Source organism: Streptomyces sp. NPDC097981 (assembly GCF_040302565.1).
Taxonomy (GTDB): domain Bacteria; phylum Actinomycetota; class Actinomycetes; order Streptomycetales; family Streptomycetaceae; genus Streptomyces.
The window spans coordinates 92,661-107,561 of sequence record NZ_JBEORW010000006.1 but is presented as its reverse complement, the minus strand read 5'-3'; the positions used below and the strand labels follow the sequence as shown (position 1 = coordinate 107,561).

Annotated in this window: 15 protein-coding genes; 5 read left to right on the top strand and 10 right to left on the bottom strand. The window is 71.8% G+C overall.

The features are described from left to right. The first annotated feature begins 155 nt into the window (after positions 1-155). Positions 156-1,403: a S53 family peptidase gene (locus tag ABTY04_RS08155; RefSeq protein WP_352212511.1), complete on the top strand. Its 1,248-nt coding sequence runs from the start codon at positions 156-158 to the stop codon at positions 1,401-1,403. A gap of 19 nt (positions 1,404-1,422) precedes the next feature. Here the strand turns inward: ABTY04_RS08155 and ABTY04_RS08150 are convergent, their stop codons facing one another. From ABTY04_RS08150 to ABTY04_RS08120, 7 genes are all read right to left on the bottom strand, one after another. Beyond that, the gene (locus ABTY04_RS08150) at positions 1,423-2,214 is read right to left on the bottom strand and encodes a bestrophin-like domain (RefSeq protein WP_352212510.1); all 792 of its coding nucleotides are present in this window, start codon (positions 2,212-2,214) and stop codon (positions 1,423-1,425) included. Positions 2,215-2,305: 91 nt separating this feature from the next. Next, entirely contained in the window at positions 2,306-2,593 is a 288-nt protein-coding gene (locus tag ABTY04_RS08145; RefSeq protein WP_352212509.1) for a hypothetical protein, read from the bottom strand. Positions 2,594-2,855: 262 nt separating this feature from the next. Further along, entirely contained in the window at positions 2,856-4,328 is a 1,473-nt protein-coding gene (locus ABTY04_RS08140) for an aldehyde dehydrogenase family protein (protein ID WP_352212508.1), read from the bottom strand. After that, positions 4,325-6,064 (bottom strand): N-acyl-D-amino-acid deacylase family protein, encoded by a 1,740-nt coding sequence (locus ABTY04_RS08135; RefSeq protein WP_352212507.1) that lies wholly within the window; start codon positions 6,062-6,064, stop codon positions 4,325-4,327. Before ABTY04_RS08135 ends, ABTY04_RS08140 begins: the two co-directional genes overlap by 4 nt. Positions 6,065-6,255: 191 nt before the next feature. Further along, a complete protein-coding gene (locus ABTY04_RS08130) occupies positions 6,256-7,377 on the bottom strand; it encodes an LLM class flavin-dependent oxidoreductase (protein ID WP_352212506.1) in 1,122 nt (373 codons plus the stop codon). Between the two features lie 106 nt (positions 7,378-7,483). Next, positions 7,484-8,269, bottom strand: coding sequence for an SDR family NAD(P)-dependent oxidoreductase (locus ABTY04_RS08125; RefSeq protein WP_352212505.1), 786 nt, complete (start codon positions 8,267-8,269; stop codon positions 7,484-7,486). A 16-nt stretch (positions 8,270-8,285) separates the two neighbouring features. After that, positions 8,286-9,233 carry an LLM class F420-dependent oxidoreductase gene (locus tag ABTY04_RS08120; protein ID WP_352212504.1) on the bottom strand — a complete coding sequence of 316 codons (948 nt, stop codon included), beginning with the start codon at positions 9,231-9,233 and terminating at the stop codon, positions 8,286-8,288. 177 nt (positions 9,234-9,410) lie between these two features. On the opposite strand from ABTY04_RS08120, the gene ABTY04_RS08115 reads away from it, so the two are divergent. Then, positions 9,411-10,079 carry a transmembrane-type terpene cyclase gene (locus tag ABTY04_RS08115; RefSeq protein WP_352212503.1) on the top strand — a complete coding sequence of 223 codons (669 nt, stop codon included), beginning with the start codon at positions 9,411-9,413 and terminating at the stop codon, positions 10,077-10,079. On the opposite strand, the gene ABTY04_RS08110 is transcribed toward ABTY04_RS08115, so the two are convergent. Further along, complete coding sequence (locus tag ABTY04_RS08110; protein WP_352212502.1) at positions 10,051-10,941, bottom strand: L,D-transpeptidase family protein; 891 nt, start codon at positions 10,939-10,941, stop codon at positions 10,051-10,053. The two genes, ABTY04_RS08115 and ABTY04_RS08110, sit on opposite strands and share 29 nt — an antisense overlap. 201 nt (positions 10,942-11,142) lie before the next feature. On the opposite strand from ABTY04_RS08110, the gene ABTY04_RS08105 reads away from it, so the two are divergent. From ABTY04_RS08105 to ABTY04_RS08095, 3 genes are all read left to right on the top strand, one after another. Continuing rightward, positions 11,143-11,580 (top strand): 2'-5' RNA ligase family protein, encoded by a 438-nt coding sequence (locus tag ABTY04_RS08105; RefSeq protein ID WP_352212501.1) that lies wholly within the window; start codon positions 11,143-11,145, stop codon positions 11,578-11,580. A gap of 135 nt (positions 11,581-11,715) precedes the next feature. After that, on the top strand, positions 11,716-12,156 hold the full coding sequence (locus tag ABTY04_RS08100; protein WP_352212500.1) for an NUDIX hydrolase: 441 nt from the start codon (positions 11,716-11,718) through the stop codon (positions 12,154-12,156). Positions 12,157-12,286: 130 nt separating this feature from the next. After that, on the top strand, positions 12,287-12,682 hold the full coding sequence (locus ABTY04_RS08095; RefSeq protein ID WP_352212499.1) for a VOC family protein: 396 nt from the start codon (positions 12,287-12,289) through the stop codon (positions 12,680-12,682). Between the two features lie 18 nt (positions 12,683-12,700). Here ABTY04_RS08095 and ABTY04_RS08090 read toward each other — a convergent pair whose 3' ends face one another. Both ABTY04_RS08090 and ABTY04_RS08085 read right to left on the bottom strand, forming a co-directional pair. After that, the gene (locus ABTY04_RS08090) at positions 12,701-13,528 is read right to left on the bottom strand and encodes a trypsin-like serine peptidase (RefSeq protein ID WP_352212498.1); all 828 of its coding nucleotides are present in this window, start codon (positions 13,526-13,528) and stop codon (positions 12,701-12,703) included. Between the two features lie 69 nt (positions 13,529-13,597). Further along, a complete protein-coding gene (locus ABTY04_RS08085; protein ID WP_352212497.1) occupies positions 13,598-14,818 on the bottom strand; it encodes an amidohydrolase family protein in 1,221 nt (406 codons plus the stop codon). Positions 14,819-14,901: the final 83 nt, after the last annotated feature.

Sequence of the window (14,901 nt, the reverse complement as noted above, 5' to 3'; positions counted from 1 at the left end):
ATGGCTGCTGCATGTGGGGCCGTCCGCTGCGGCGGTCGGAGAGCAGACGGCCGCGGGCTGCCGAGAATGCCTGGCCGGATCATCCGGCCTTCGGCATGAAGAACGTCATCGGCCACACCCGGCTTCCCGGGCCGCCCAACACCTTACGGAGCGTCATGCGCAGGCGTCTGATCAGCTCTCTGATGGCCGCCTCGGTGGCCTTCGCCGGCCTGGCCGCAGGTTCTGCGGCCGCACAGCCGCAGGCCGGCCCGGTCGGCGACAGGCCCCCGGCGGTCACGGGCCAGGGCACGGGCACGGGCACGGGCACGGGCGGCCCGACCTCCGTACGGCTCTGCCCGGACAGGAGCGAACCCGGTCGGGCGTTCTGCATGGCGGTGATCCGGACCGATCTGCCGGCGAGGCCGTTCCTCTTGCCGGGCCAGCAGCCGGAGGGCCTGTCGCCACGGGACATCCACAGCGCGTACGAGCTGCCCTGGTTCGGCGGGGCGAGGCGCAGGGTCGCCATCGTCGTCGCCAACGACTACCCCACCGCCGAACAGGATCTGGCGGTCTACCGCCGCCAGTTCCACCTGCCTCCCTGCACCACCGCCAACGGCTGCTTCCAGAAGGTCTACTCCACCGGCATCAAGCCCCCCACCGTCGACCCCGTCTGGACCCTTGAGGCCGCGATCGACATTCAGGCCGTCAGCGCCTCCTGCCCGGGCTGTTCGATCAGCCTCGTGGAGGCTCCCACCGCGTTCATCGTCAGCTCCCTCCTGCCGGCCGTCGACGTGGCGAGCAACCTGCCGGGCGTGGTGGCCGTGAACGGCAGCTGGGCCATCGCCGAGCAGCCCCCCGAGTCGTCGGTCGACTTCCATTTCCCCCCGGGCCTCGTCTACACGTTCGCTTCGGGCGACATCGGAGGCGTGCCGGTCTATCCGTCCGTCTCCCCGAACGTCACCTCGGTGGGCGGTACCAGGCTGACCCGTGCGTTCAACCACCGCGGCTGGACGGAGAGCGCCTGGGCCGGCACCGGCGGCGGCTGCTCCCTGTACGAGCCGCTGCCGGCCTTCCAGCAGGGCTTCGCCCCCTGCGCCACTCGCTCCACTCCCGACATCTCCGCGGTCGCGGACCCCGACACCGGCTTCGCCGTGTACGACTCGACACCCGGCAATCCGACCGTCGGCTGGCAGGTCGCCGGCGGCACCAGCCTTTCCGCCCCGCTGGTGGCGGGCATGTACGCCCTCGCCGGGCGGCCCGGCCCGACCGACCGCCCCAACACCTACCCCTACGCGCACCCGGGCAGCTTCCACGACATCGTCACCGGCTGCGCCGGCGCCTACTGCGCGATTCCGGGATACGACCGTGCCACCGGCCTCGGCAGCCCCCACGGCCTGCGCGGCCTGCGCGGCCTGCGGCGGTAGCCGGGCCGCAGCGCGCCTCCTACCTCACCCAGAACTGGGCCAGCGCCGCCTCCTTGTACGGGGCCGGGCTCACGCTCAGGTCGCCCGCGAACGGCCGGTCCATGGCCATCACCAGCAGCAGGCTGAAGCCGATCAGCCCCGCCACCGCCGAGACGAACAGCAGCTGCATCTTCAGGCTGCGCAGGCCGAACAGGAAGGTGAGCGGGAGGATCACCAGCGCGCCGCCGTACACCAGCACCTGGAGCAGTACCGGCAGGGACGTTTCCGCCATCGTGATGCGGGCCCGGCGCTGCGCGGCGACGTCGTTGAGGCGGCTTGCGGCCTCCCCGTAGAAGGTCTCGCTGCGGGTGCCGGCGGGCTCGTACGCCTGGAGCGCCTTGTAGAGGCCGTGCGTCTGCTCGGCGGTGGCCTCGTAGCTCGGCCGGCCATCGCGCATCAGCGGCCACTGGATGTCGACGACGGCGTGCACGTAGTCGCCCACCGCCCGCTCCATGCGGGCGCGATCGGCGGGCGGGAAGGCCTCGGAGCTGCGGACGACCAGGGCCAGGTCGGTGGCCTCGGTCGCGACGATGGTCTGGGTGTTCTCCAGCTGGGTCCAGAGGGTGACGACGACGAAGGCGAGGATGATGCCGTAGATCGCGCCGAACATGCCGAGGGCGACGCCGACCATCTCGTTGTGCTCGCCGCCGGCCAGGTGCGGGAAGCGGCGGCGGGCGGCGACGCTGCCGCCGACGGCGAGGGCGACGAAGCCGCCGACCAGGAGCACGCCGAGGGTGAAGGTGCTGAAGGTGTTGAGCAACCAGAGGATCATGGGCTGCTCAACGATCAACTCCCCCTGAGGGCCCGCCCGTCAGCCCTGCCGCGTGGGCGCCGATGGGTTCGACCCGGTCCTCGCGGCCGGGTCAGTGGACGGCCGGGGCCTTCGGCAGCCCGTGCAGGGCGCCGCCCGCGCCGACGAGCGAGGAGTCGGCGGCCTTGGCGGCGGACCCGGCGGCGGAGGCGGTCACGGCCACGGCCGTCTTCGTGTCCTGCACGGTCTGGGCCGGGTGGTCGGCGATCTCGCCGACGCGGTGGGCGAGCGGAGCGGCCGCCCCCAGGCTGGGGCCGTCGGCGTGGGCAGCGACGGGGGTCAGGGCGAGGGCGCCGCCGGAGAGGACCAGGGCGGCAAGGCTGCGCTTCATGGCGTTCATGCCGTGCAGAACGACCCGCCGGGGCCCCGGTCACCGCCCGGCCACGTCGGGGTGACCGGGGCGACCGGGCTGACCCGGAAGCCGCCGGTGGCTGCCGGGAGCTGCGGGAGCCGCCGGAAGCCGCCTGGGCGGACCGGCCGGCCGGGCCCGCCGAGGTACCTGCCGGGAGCTGCGGAAGCCACCGGAAGCCGCCTGGTCGGACCGGCCGGCCGGGCCCGCCGCGACATTCGGCTGTGCGTTCTCGGCCCCGCTGGCCCCTCCCTCAGCCCGCCCAGACGATCGACTGCATCTCGCTGTACGCGTGCAGCGCGTACGAGCCCACGTCCCGGCCGACGCCCGAGCGCTTGAAGCCGCCGAACGGGGCCTCCATGTTCCGGCCGATGGTGTTCACGCCGACCCCGCCCGCCCGCAGCCGGCGCGCCACCCGGAAGGCGCGCGCCGCGTCCCCGGACCACACGTAGCTCAGCAGCCCGAAGTCGCTGTCGTTGGCCAGGGCCACGGCCTCGTCCTCGCCGCCCTCGAACGGCACGACCACCACCACCGGCCCGAAGATCTCCTCGCGGACCACCCGCATGTCGTTGGTGCAGTCCACCAGCAGCGTGGGGGCCACGTAGAAGCCGCGGCCGTCGCCCACGACCGGGCGTTCGCCGCCGTACGCGATCCGTGCGCCCTCCTTGCGCCCGAGCTCGACGTACGACTCCACCCGGTCCCGGTGCGCCGCCGAGATCACCGGGCCCACCACCGTGCCCGCCGCCGCCGGGTCGCCGACCTTCATGAAGGCCAGGTAGCCGGTCAGCTTCTCGATCAGCCGGTCGTACACCGACCGGTGGGCGATCACCCGGGTCGGGGCCGTGCAGATCTGGCCGCTGTAGAAGGAGAAGGTGGTGCCGATCCCCATCACCGCCGCGTCCAGGTCTGCGTCCTCGAAGACGACCGCCGCGCCCTTGCCGCCGAGCTCCATCAGCTGCCGCTTCATGGACCTGCCGCAGACCTCCGCGATGCGCTGCCCGACGCCCGTGGAGCCGGTGAACGACACCATGTCCACGTACGGGGAGTCCACCGCGGCCTCGCCGACCTCGGCCGAGGCGCCGCAGACCACGTTCACCACGCCCGCCGGGGCCCCGGCCTCCGCCAGCGCCTCGGCCATCTTGAACACCGACAGCGGATCCTGCGGGGCCGGCTTCACCACCACCGTGTTCCCCATGGCCAGGGCCGGGGCCACCTTGCCCGCCGGGTTCGCCCACGGGTTGTTGTACGAGGTGATGCAGGTGACGACGCCGACCGGCTGGCGCACCTCCAGCGCCCCCAGGATGCTCGCCTTCCCCATCGGCCCGGCCTCGGTGACCTGCGGCGGCAGCCCGCGCTCCACCGGTTCGAGGGCGCCCTTCGCGTACCGCCGGAAGCGGGCCACCCCGACCCCGACCTGCATGCCGCGGGCGATCCCGGTCGGCGCGCCCGTCTCGGCCCGGGCGAGGGCCGACCACGGCTCGTACTCGCGCTGCATGACGTCCGCGGCCCGGTCCAGGATCGCCGCGCGCTCCTCCGGGGCCGTACGGGACCAGTCCTCGAAGGCCTCCGCCGCCGCCCGCGCCGCCTCCTCGACCTGTCCGCGCGAGGCCTCGGGCGCGAGCCCGACCACCGACTCGTCCGCCGGGTTGACCACCTCGTAGTGGCCGCCCTCGGGCTCCACCCACTCGCCGCCGATGTACAGCTTCTGCCGTACGGGCTCGCTCATCGTGTGCTCACCGTCCTGGTGTCGCGGCCCGAGCGGAGCACGGTCCCGGGGATCGCCCCCGTGACCTCGTCGTCCCGGATGGTCTCGACGCCGTTGACGCGCACCGACACGATCCCGATCGCGCGGGCGTCCAGGCGCGGGCTGCCGCCGGGCAGGTCGTGCACGAGGGTCGCGGGCCCGGCCTCGATCCGCTCCGGGTCGAAGAGCACCAGGTCCGCGTGGAAGCCCTCGGCGATCCGGCCGCGCTCACGCAGCCCGAACAGCTGCGCCGGGTCGTCGGTGAGCATCTTCACCGCCTGCTCCAGTGGCAGCAGCTTGCGGCCGCGCAGGCAGTCCCCGAGGAAGCGGGTCGTGTACGGGGCCCCGCACATGCGGTCCAGGTGGGCGCCGGCGTCGGAGCCGCCGAGCATGACGTCCTCTTGCTGCCAGGTCTCGGCGCGCAGGGCCCAGCTCGCCGGGTCGTTGTCGGTCGGCATGGGCCAGAGCACCGTACGCAGGTCGTCGTTGGCGCAGATCTCGACCAGGCACTGGAAGGGGTCCTGGCCGCGCTGGGCGGCGATGTCGTTCACGACCCGGCCGGACAGGCCCTCGTTCTCCTTGCTGTACGTGTCCCCGATGACGTAGCGGCCGAAGTCGGCGAGACGCCGGAAGACCCCGGCCTCCTTGCTGTCGGCGCGGCGCAGCATCTCGGCCCGTACGCCGGCGTCGCGCAGCTTCGCGATCCGTTCGGGCACGGGCAGGCCGAGGATCTCGCCCCAGCCGGGGATGAGGTTCAGTGCGCAGAAGGTGCCCAGCGACATGTTCATGGGGGTGAGGATCGGCATGGTCAGCGCGACGATGCGGCCTCCGGCCTTGCGGGCGCGCTCGCTCGGCACCAGCTGGCGCGGGACCCGTTCGGGGACGGCGGCGTCGATGGTGAGGACGTTCCAGTTCAGGGGGCGGCCCGCGGCGGCGCTCATCTCGACGAGGAGGTCGATCTCCTCGTCGGCGAACTGGTCGAGGCAGCCCGCAACGATCGCTTCGAGCTGGGTGCCCTCGTGTTCGGCGACGGCCTTCGACAGCGCGATGAGCTCGGCGGGCCTGGCGTGGCGGGAGGCGACGGGGGCGCCGTCGCCGTCGGAGTGGGTGGCGGACTGGGTGGTGGACAGGCCCCAGGCGCCGGCGTTCATGGCGTCGTGGAAGAGGTCGAGCATCTGCTGCATCTGCTCGGGGGTGGGCTGGCCGCCGACGGCGTCCGCGCCCATGACGTGCCGGCGCAGTGCGCAGTGGCCGACCATGAACCCGGCGTTGACGGCGATCCGCCCTTCGAGGGCGTCGAGGTACTCGCCGAAGCCGGACCAGGTCCAGTCGACGCCTTCCTCAAGGGCCTTGAGGGCCATGCCTTCGACCTTGCTCATCATGCGGCGGGTGTAGTCGGCGTCCTCGGGGCGGCCTGGGTGCAGCGGGGCCAGGGTGAACCCGCAGTTGCCGCCGGCGACGGTGGTGACGCCGTGGTTCATGGAGGGGGTCGCGTACGGGTCCCAGAACAGCTGGGCGTCGTAGTGCGTGTGGGGGTCGACGAACCCGGGGCACAGTACGAGCCCGTGGGCGTCCTCGCCGGTCCGGGCCGTCTCCTGGACGGTGCCGGGCTCGGCGATGACGGCGATCCGCCCCTCACGGAGCCCGACGTCGGCGACGTACGCGGGACTGCCGGTCCCGTCCACGACGATGGCGCCCTTGATCAGGTGGTCGAGCATGACGTCCCCTCTGCCGGTGTTCGTTTGCTGGCCGTCGTCCTGGGGCTGCGCCCCAGACCCCGCGCCTCGAACGCCGGCGGGGCTGGATTTTGGCTGGTGCCGCCTCCTTGGCACGGCTGGATTGCCCGGAGGGCAATTTCAGCCTCGCCGGCGTTTGAGGCACGGGGGTCCGGGGGCTGGCCCCCGACAGGTCAGACGGCCTGGCGGAAGCGGGTGGTGCGGTGGACCGGGTCCGTGTCGATCTTCGGGATCACGTGCTCGCCGATGAGCTTGACGGTGGTCATCGTGTCCTCGTACGAGACGCCGGTCGGCAGGCCGAACGACAGCTGGTCGGCGCCGGCCTGCTCCCAGCGCTTGCACTGTGCGAGCACCTCGGACGGGTCGCCGCAGATCAGCAGTTCCTCGGCGATCAGCAGCTCGATGATCTCCGCGTTGTACTCGGGCAGCGTCTCGGGCCACTGCGGGATCGCCTCGGGCCGCGGGAAGGTGTCGTGGTAGCGGAAGACCAGCGACTGGAAGCGGTTCATGTTCGCGTTGACCGCGATCTCCACCGCCTTGTCGTGCGTCTCGGCGCATATCGCGGTCGATGTGACCATCACGTTGTCGTTGACGAACGCGCCGATGGCCTTGGCCTCCTGGATGGCCGTCTTGTACTGCTCCAGCACCCACTCCATGTCGGAGACCTTCTGGACGCTGAACCCGAGGACGCCGAGACCCTTCTTCGCGGCCATCGCGTACGAGGAGGGGGAGCCGGCGGCGTACCACATGGCCGGGTGGGCCTTGCCGTACGGCTTGGGGAAGATCTTCCGCGGTGGCAGCGACCAGTGCTTGCCCTGGAACCCCTCGTACTCCTCCTGGAGGAACATCTTGGGGAACTCGGCGATGGTCTCCTCCCAGATCTCCTTGGTGTGGTTCATGTCCGTGATGCCGGGCAGGAATCCGAGGATCTCGTGGCTGCCCGCGCCGCGGCCGGTGCCGAACTCGAAGCGGCCCTTGGAGAGGTGGTCGAGCATGGCGACCTTCTCGGCCACCTTGACCGGGTGGTTCACCTGGGCGAGGGGGTTGAAGATGCCGGAGCCGAGGTGGATGCGTTCGGTGGCGTGGGCGAGGTACGCGAGGAACACCTCGTTGGCCGACAGGTGCGAGTACTCCTCCAGGAAGTGGTGCTCGGAGGCCCAGGCGTACTTGAAGCCGGACTTGTCGGCCTGGATGACGTACTCGGTCTCCTCGATCAGCGCCTTGTGCTCCGCCTCGGGGTCGACCTTGGACCGCGCCTCAGGCACGTATCCCTGCACGAAGAGCCCGAATTCCAAGGGGGTTCACCGTCCTTTGATTTCTGACGTGTCGTCAGATCTGATGAGTCGACTGTTCCACCGCGAAAGCGCGAGCGTCAATACCTGACGCTCCATCAGATGATGGTCAGAGGATGCTGACGCCCGCCGTCCAGCCGCCGTCGATGACGAACGGCTGGCCGGTGATGTACGAGGAGTCCTCACTGCTCAGGAACAGCGCCAGCCGGGCGATCTCGTCGGGCCTGCCCACCCGCCCCATCGGCACGACCCGCCGGTAGAGCTCGGTCATCGCGTCCTGGGCCTCGTCGCTCATGTTCGCCGGGTCCAGCAGGCCGGGATTGGCCATCGGGGTGTCCACGGCGCCCGGGCACATCGCGTTGACCCGGATGCCCTTGGCGGCCAGCTCCAGCGCCGCCACCCGGGTCAGGCCGACGATCGCCGCCTTGGTCGCCGCGTACGAGCCGACGTACGCCATGCCCGTCAGGCCGGTGTACGAGGAGGTGTTGACGATGGTGCCGCCGCCGGCCGCCTCGATCTCGGGCGCGACGGCCTTGATGCCGAGGAAGGCACCGACCTGGTTGACCCGGACCACCTGCTCGAACTCCTCCAGCGGGGTCGAGACCAGCTCGTTGAAGCGCAGGATGCCCGCATTGTTGACCAGGCCGTCGATCCGGCCGAAGGCCTCCTTGGCCGCCGCGACGGCCGCCGCCCAGTCCTCCTCCCGGCTCACGTCCAGCCGTACGTACCGGGCCCGGTCCTCGCCCACCTCCTTGGCGACGGCGGCGCCCTGCTCGTCCAGCACGTCGCCGAGGAGCACCTTGGCCCCCTCGGCGGCGAAGAGCCGGGCCTCCTGCTCGCCCTGGCCGCGCGCCGCACCCGTGATGACGACGACGCGCCCGTCCAGCTTGCCCATCGCTCTGCCCCTGTCGCTAGTCGTTGAGGAGGGGGCCGACCTCGGCCCCGAAAGCGGTTATCTGATCGGTCAGTTCGCCGCGGTCGCGGCTGCGGAAGCGGACCTGGATCTGGTCCACGCCGAGCGCCCGGTACTCCCGCAGGGACTCGGCGAGCGCCTCCGCCTTGCCGGTGAGGGTGCGGCGGCCGGTGTCCCAGCCGGGCTCGCCGACGTACAGCGCCTCGGTGATCGCGCCGAACTCGAAGGGGTCCGCGACCCCGGCCGCCGCGCGGAGCTCCCTGATCCGGGCGATCTGCGCCGGGAGCCGGTCCCGCGGGTCGCCCTGCGGGAGCCAGCCGTCGCCGCGCACGGCGGCCCTGCGGACGGCGGCGGGCGAGGAGCCGCCGACCCAGACGGGGATGCGGGCCTGGGCGGGGCGGGGCAGCTGCCCGAGGTCCTTGAAGGAGAACAGCTCGCCCTCGAACTCCGGGTACTCCTCGGGGCCGAGGGCGGCGCGCAGCGCGTCCAGGGTCTCGTCGAGCACGGCCCCGCGCCCGGCGAAGTCGACGCCGAGGACCTCGAACTCCTCCTGCACGTGGCCGGCGCCGACGCCGAGGACCAGCCGGCCGCCCGAGAGGTGGTCGACGGTGGCGTACTGCTTGGCGCTGAGCAGCGGGTGGCGCAGACCCAGGATCGCGACGTGGCTGAGCAGCCGTACGCGCTCGGTGATCCCGGCGAGGAAGGCGAGGGTGGCCACGGGGTCGTACCAGACGGTGCTCATGGGGCCGGAAAGGCGGCGCGGGATGGCCACGTGGTCGCAGGTGGCCAGGTACCCGAACCCGGCCCGGTCGGCGGCCCGCGCCACCTCGGCGAGGTCGGCGGCGGTCGCCGAGACCTCCCAGGGCTCGGCGTAGATGGTGCTCTGCGACTGGATCGGGAGCTGCATCCCGTAGACCAGCCGGCCCTCCGCAAACACGCGCGCCATGGCGCCTCCGCTCCGTCTTCCGCCTTCGCCTGCGGCTGCCGGTTCGCGTCCTGCCGGCGCCGGGGGCCATCGTCGTAGCTGACGGACCGTCAGGCAAGGGGTTCGACCCGTCCACGCGCCGGGCGGGCCGTACGCGGGGGATGTGCCGGCCGGGGCGCGTTGGCTAGGGTGCCGCGCGTGGATCTGTTTCTGACGCTGGTCAGCGGAGTGGCGTGGACCGTCGTGTACGTCGAGGCGATCCGGGTCGGGCTGCGGGACCGGACGTATGCGATGCCGGTGGCCGCGCTAGCGCTGAACTTCGCGTGGGAGTCGACCTACGCCGCGGGCGAGTTCGTGAGCGGGGTTTCCGCGCAGGGGATCGTCAACGTCGTGTGGGCGGTCGCCGACATCGCGATCATCTGGACGTACCTGCGGTTCGGACGGGCCGAGCTGCCCGGGTTCGTGACGCGGCCGCTCTTCGCGGCGTGGAGCGTCCTCGTGTTCGGCACCGGCTTCGCCGTGCAGTGGCTCTTCCTCGCGCACTTCGGTACGCACGACGCGAGCCGGTACTCGGCGTTCCTGCAGAACCTGCTGATGTCCGGGCTGTTCATCGCCCTCTACGCCGACCGGCGCGGGCCGCGCGGGCAGTCCCTCGTCATCGCCATCGCCAAATGGCTGGGGACGCTCGCCCCGACCGTGCTCTTCGGGGTCGTCGAGGACTCACCGTTCATCCTCGGGCTGGGCATCATGTGCAGCGTCTTCGACCTGGCGTACATCGGGCTGCTCCTGCGCGGGCGGGCCGCGCAGGCCGGAACCCGGCCGGTGGAGAGCCCGCCGGTCAGAAGCCGGCCGGCCCCATCACGATGACCGGCTTCGCCGCCGGGTCAAGGGTGGTCAGGAGCTTCCTCATGCCCTCTTTCGGGATGCCGATGCAGCCCTGCGAGGGGCCGTCGTGGTCGACGTGGAGCCAGATGCCACCGCCCTTGTCCTCGCCCTCCGGCATGACCGGGTCCAGCGGGGAGACCCCTGTCCGGCGGTTGTAGTCGATCGCGACGACGTACTCGAAGACGCCCGCGAGGGACTCTCCGTTCACGCCCCGGCCGGTGGGGACGAAGAGGCGGTCGCGGTCGTACGGGAACTTCGTGCCCGGCGGCTTCGGCAGCAGACCGCCGGCGTCGGTCAGGGTGAACACGCCCATGGGGGTGGTGAGGTCCCCGTATTCGCGTTCGACGGACGACCAGCCCTTGGCGCCGTTGTGCGCGGGCCAGCTGCCGGTCCGGTGCCAGTCGGCGCCGTACGCCGGCCGGGTGTAGAGGGCGGCCGTGGACTGCGAGGAGTACCTCCCCTTGCCGGTGACGAGGACGAGCTGGCGGGCGGTGGCCGGGATCCGGCCCCGGGTCGCCTCGCTGAGGCCGGGCAGGCCTTGGGCGGGGTGGGGGGTTCCGTGGGCGGCCGGGGCTCCGGGGGCGCCGCGGGTCCCGCGGCCGGCGCGTGCGGCATCGGCGGGGACGCCGTCCGAGGTGGCGGTCGCCGCGGTGACGGCTCCGCCCGAGCGGTCGCCGGTCCGGGCCTGGGCCGGGGCGCCGGAGTTGTCCTCCTGGGCCGTGTACGCCCAGCCGGCCCCGAAGGCCAGCAGGCCCACGGCGGCGACGGCGGCGACCCGCCGGGGCGAACGGAGGCCGCGGAACGTGCGGGGACTGCAGGAGCCGGCGCGGGGGTGCTCGCTCATGTCTGCGACGGTACACAGCCGATCACCAGGGATTCCTGAGGCGAGGCCGTCCGGTGCGGCACGGGTGTCGCCGGAAAGCGGACCCGGACCGTCAGCCCGCCGCCCGGTCCCGGGCCTGCCCGCACCCCCACCGGCTTCGCGCCGTGGGCCCGCGCGATCGAGGCGACCTGCAGGCCAAGGCGGCCACGCACCGCGAACACCGTGATCGTCTCGCTCCCGGAGCACCCGGCACACGTGACGGTGCTCTTCCCGTTCCTCGACGAGCACCTGGTCGACGCCGCCGTCCATGCGGCCCTCGCCGAGATCGTGGGCGGCCGCCGGGCCTTCGACGTACGGTTCGCCGAGAGCCGCCGCTTCCCGGAGGTGCTGTACCTGGCCCCCGAGCCGGACACGGAGCTGCGCAGGCTCACCCGCGCGATCACCCACCGCTGGCCGCAGGCCCAGCCGTACGGGGGCCGGTTCGCCGATGTCATCCCGCATCTGACGGTCGCACAGCGCCAGGACGCGGCGGTACTGGACGAGATCGAAGCCGACCTCGCCCACCGCCTGCCCCTCACGGCCCGCATCGCATCGGTGGACCTCATGGCCCACGACGGAGTGGCATGGCGGGAGCGGGCGTCGTTCGCTTTGTGGGGGTGACGAGGCCGGTGGCGGGGGCGGGGGCGGGAGGGTGGAGCAGCCAGGCCTGCGGACCCGTCACCGAACGGCCGGCCCTCCCGACTCCGAGCCCACAACCCCCTCACCGCGCCGCCCTCTCCGTCGTACGCTGATCTGATGAGAACTCCCAGGCAGGCAGCCCGCATTGTCATCCTCTCCCCCAGCGGCTCGGTGTTCCTCTTCCGTGAGAACAACGTCGAGGTCGGCATTCACTGGCTGCCGCCCGGCGGGGGGATCGATCCCGGTGAAACCCCCGAGGAGTGCGTGCGGCGGGAGTTGCGGGAGGAGACCGGGTGGACCGACCTCGAACCGCAGCGGCTGCTGTGCACCTGGGAGCACGATTTCACCCACGAGGGGATTCCCGTCCGCCAGCACGAGCACATCTACGTCACCACCGGTCCCCGCCGCGATCCCGTCCCGGAGTCCCCCGACGCGCACTGGCGCTGGCTGTCGCAGGAGGCGCTGGCTTCGCTCGGCGAACCCCTGTGGCCCCCGCGGCTCGCGGACCTGCTGGCCGGCGCCCCGGCCGGGCCGGTCCACCTCGGGCTGGTCGGCTGAGTACGGGGCGGCCGAAAAGGCGGTGCGGCGCGACACCGTGACAACGAGGACAGGAACCGGCCTAGTTGGTGTCTAGAGTCCTGGCATCGGCCGGGATCCGGTGTCCTCGCCGGCGAACGAGGGAGCGTCCGTGTTGCGAGGTCTGACCACCGTCAGTTTCTGGGCCGCCGATCTGGCGGCGGCCAAGGCCTGGTACACCGAGCTCCTCGGCTTCGGTCCGTACTTCGAGCGTCCGGGGTACGCCGAGTTCCGGCTCGGCGACTACCAGCACGAGCTCGGGCTGATCGACCGCCGCCACGCACCCGCCGGCGCGCCGGCCGGGCCGGGCGGGGCCGTCGTGTACTGGCACGTGGACGACGTCGACGCGACGATGGAGCGGCTGCTGTCCATGGGGGCGAAGCAGTACCAGCCGCCCACGGAGCGCGGTACGGGTTTCGTCACCGCCTCCGTGGTCGACCCGTTCGGCAACGTCCTCGGCTTCATGTACAACGCGCACTACCTGGACGTGCTGGGCGAGCGCCCCTGAGATCAGCGGGTCAGCGGGTCAGCGGGGCGCGGACGTCGCCTTCGCGTAGAGCGTCGCCGCGTACTCGCCCAGGATCGTGCTCGTCGAGACGTCGTCCGTGTCGCCGCCCGTCAGGACGCCGATGATCTTGCCGTCGCGGGCGAGCCAGGCACTGCCGCTCGTGCCGCCGGGGAAGTCCGAACAGTCGAAGCGCTGTTCCGTCGGGGTCTCGCGGATCGCCGGCGCCGTGCACGTGCGCGGGACCTTGCGGTCGGCCGGGTAGCCGGTGACGGTGATCTCCTCGCCGGAGCGGCCCGTGGTGTCCAGGGTGGCGGCGCCCGTGACGTCCTCGATGTTGCGGCCGGCGGCGTCCGGGGCGAGGCGGGCGAAGGCGAGGTCGTAGTCGTCGTCCGTGCCCTCGGCCCAGCGGGGGTCCTCGAAGACCTCCTCGATGGTCCAGGCGCCGTACGGGGCACCGCCGTTGGCGTACGCGGGTGCGAATACGGCGCCTCCGCCGCCGGTCTTCCCGGCGAGCAGGCAGTGCCCGGCGGTGACGATCAGGTTCTTCCCCGGGCTGTGCACCACGGTGGCCGTGCAGAAGTGGTCGCCCTGCACACCGCCTTCGAACAGGGCTCCGGTGAAGGCTGCGGGGCTGCCCGGCCGGGGCGTTCCCGAGGTGTTCAGCTGCGGCTGCTTCGCTGCTTGCGATCGCGAAGATTGGCTCGGTGAGGGTTTCGCCGGAGCCGCCGCCTTGACGTGCGTCTCCGACCGGCCCTCCGCGGCCGGCACCACCTTCGTCATGGCAGCGGACGCGCCCAGCGCCGCCACCGCGCACAACACCCCGGTCACCACGGTCCGCTTGTCCACCGTCACCGCCCCTCCGACTTTGCTCCGGCGAAGCATGCCCTGATGTTCACGTTCACCGCAAGGGGACCGCTACGCGCCCGGCCACAGACCCTCGGGGGTCAGGCCGAGGAGGTCGATCGCGTTGCCGCGCACGATGCGGTCCACCACGTCCGGCGCAAGGTGGCCCATCTGTGCCTCGCCGACCTCGCGGGACTTGGGCCAGGTGGAGTCGGAGTGCGGGTAGTCCGTCTCGTAGAGGACGTTGGCCACGCCGATCGAGTCGAGGTTCTTCAGCCCGAAGGGGTCGTCGAAGAAGCACCCGAAGACGTGCTCCGCGAAGAGCTCGGACGGCGGGCGGTGGACCTTGTCCGCAACACCGCCCCAGGCTCGGTTCTCCTCCCAGACCACGTCCGCGCGTTCCAGGATGTACGGGATCCAGCCGATCTGGCCCTCCGCGTACATGATCCTCAGGTTGGGGAAGCGTTCGAACTTGCCGCTCATCAGCCAGTCGACCATTGAGAAGCAGCAGTTGGCGAAGGTGATGGTGGAGCCGACCGCGGGCGGTGCGTCCGCCGAGGTGGACGGCATCCTCGACGAGGAGCCGATGTGCATGGCGATGACCGTGCCGGTCTCGTCGCAGGCTTCGAGGAAGGGGTCCCACTCGCCGGTGTGGACGGAGGGCAGCCCGAGGTGCGGCGGTATCTCGGAGAAGGCGACCGCGCGCACCCCGCGCGCCGCGTTGCGGCGGACCTCGGCGGCGGCGAGCCGGGCGTCCCACAGCGGGATGAGGGTGAGCGGGATGAGCCGGCCGCGCGCCTCGGGGCCGCACCACTCCTCCACCATCCAGTCGTTGTAGGCCCGTACGCCGAGCAGTGCGAGCTCACGGTCCTTGGCCTCGGTGAAGGTCTGGCCGCAGAAGCGGGGGAAGGTCGGGAAGCAGAGCGCCGACTGGACGTGGTTGACGTCCATGTCCGCGAGGCGTTCGGGAACCGAGAAGGACCCCGGGCGCATCTGCTCGTACGTGATCACCTCAAGCCTGATCTCGTCGCGGTCGTAGCCGACGGCGGTGTCGAGCCGGGTGAGGGGGCGGTGCAGGTCTTCGTACACCCACCAGTCGCCGATCGGTCCGTCGTCGCCCTTGGCGCCCATGACCGGGGCGAACTTGCCGCCGAGGAAGGTCATTTCCTTCAGGGGTGCGCGGACGATCCGGGGGCCGGTGTCCTGGTATCTGGACGGGAGCCGGTCCCGCCAGACGTGGGGAGGTTCAACCGTGTGGTCGTCCACCGAGATGATCTTCGGGAAGGTCTCCATGCTCTCCACGGTAGCGTCAATCTGACGAACCGTCAGCTAGTTCGGAAGTGATCGGTCCGACACGGGCTGACGGGTAAGCGCAA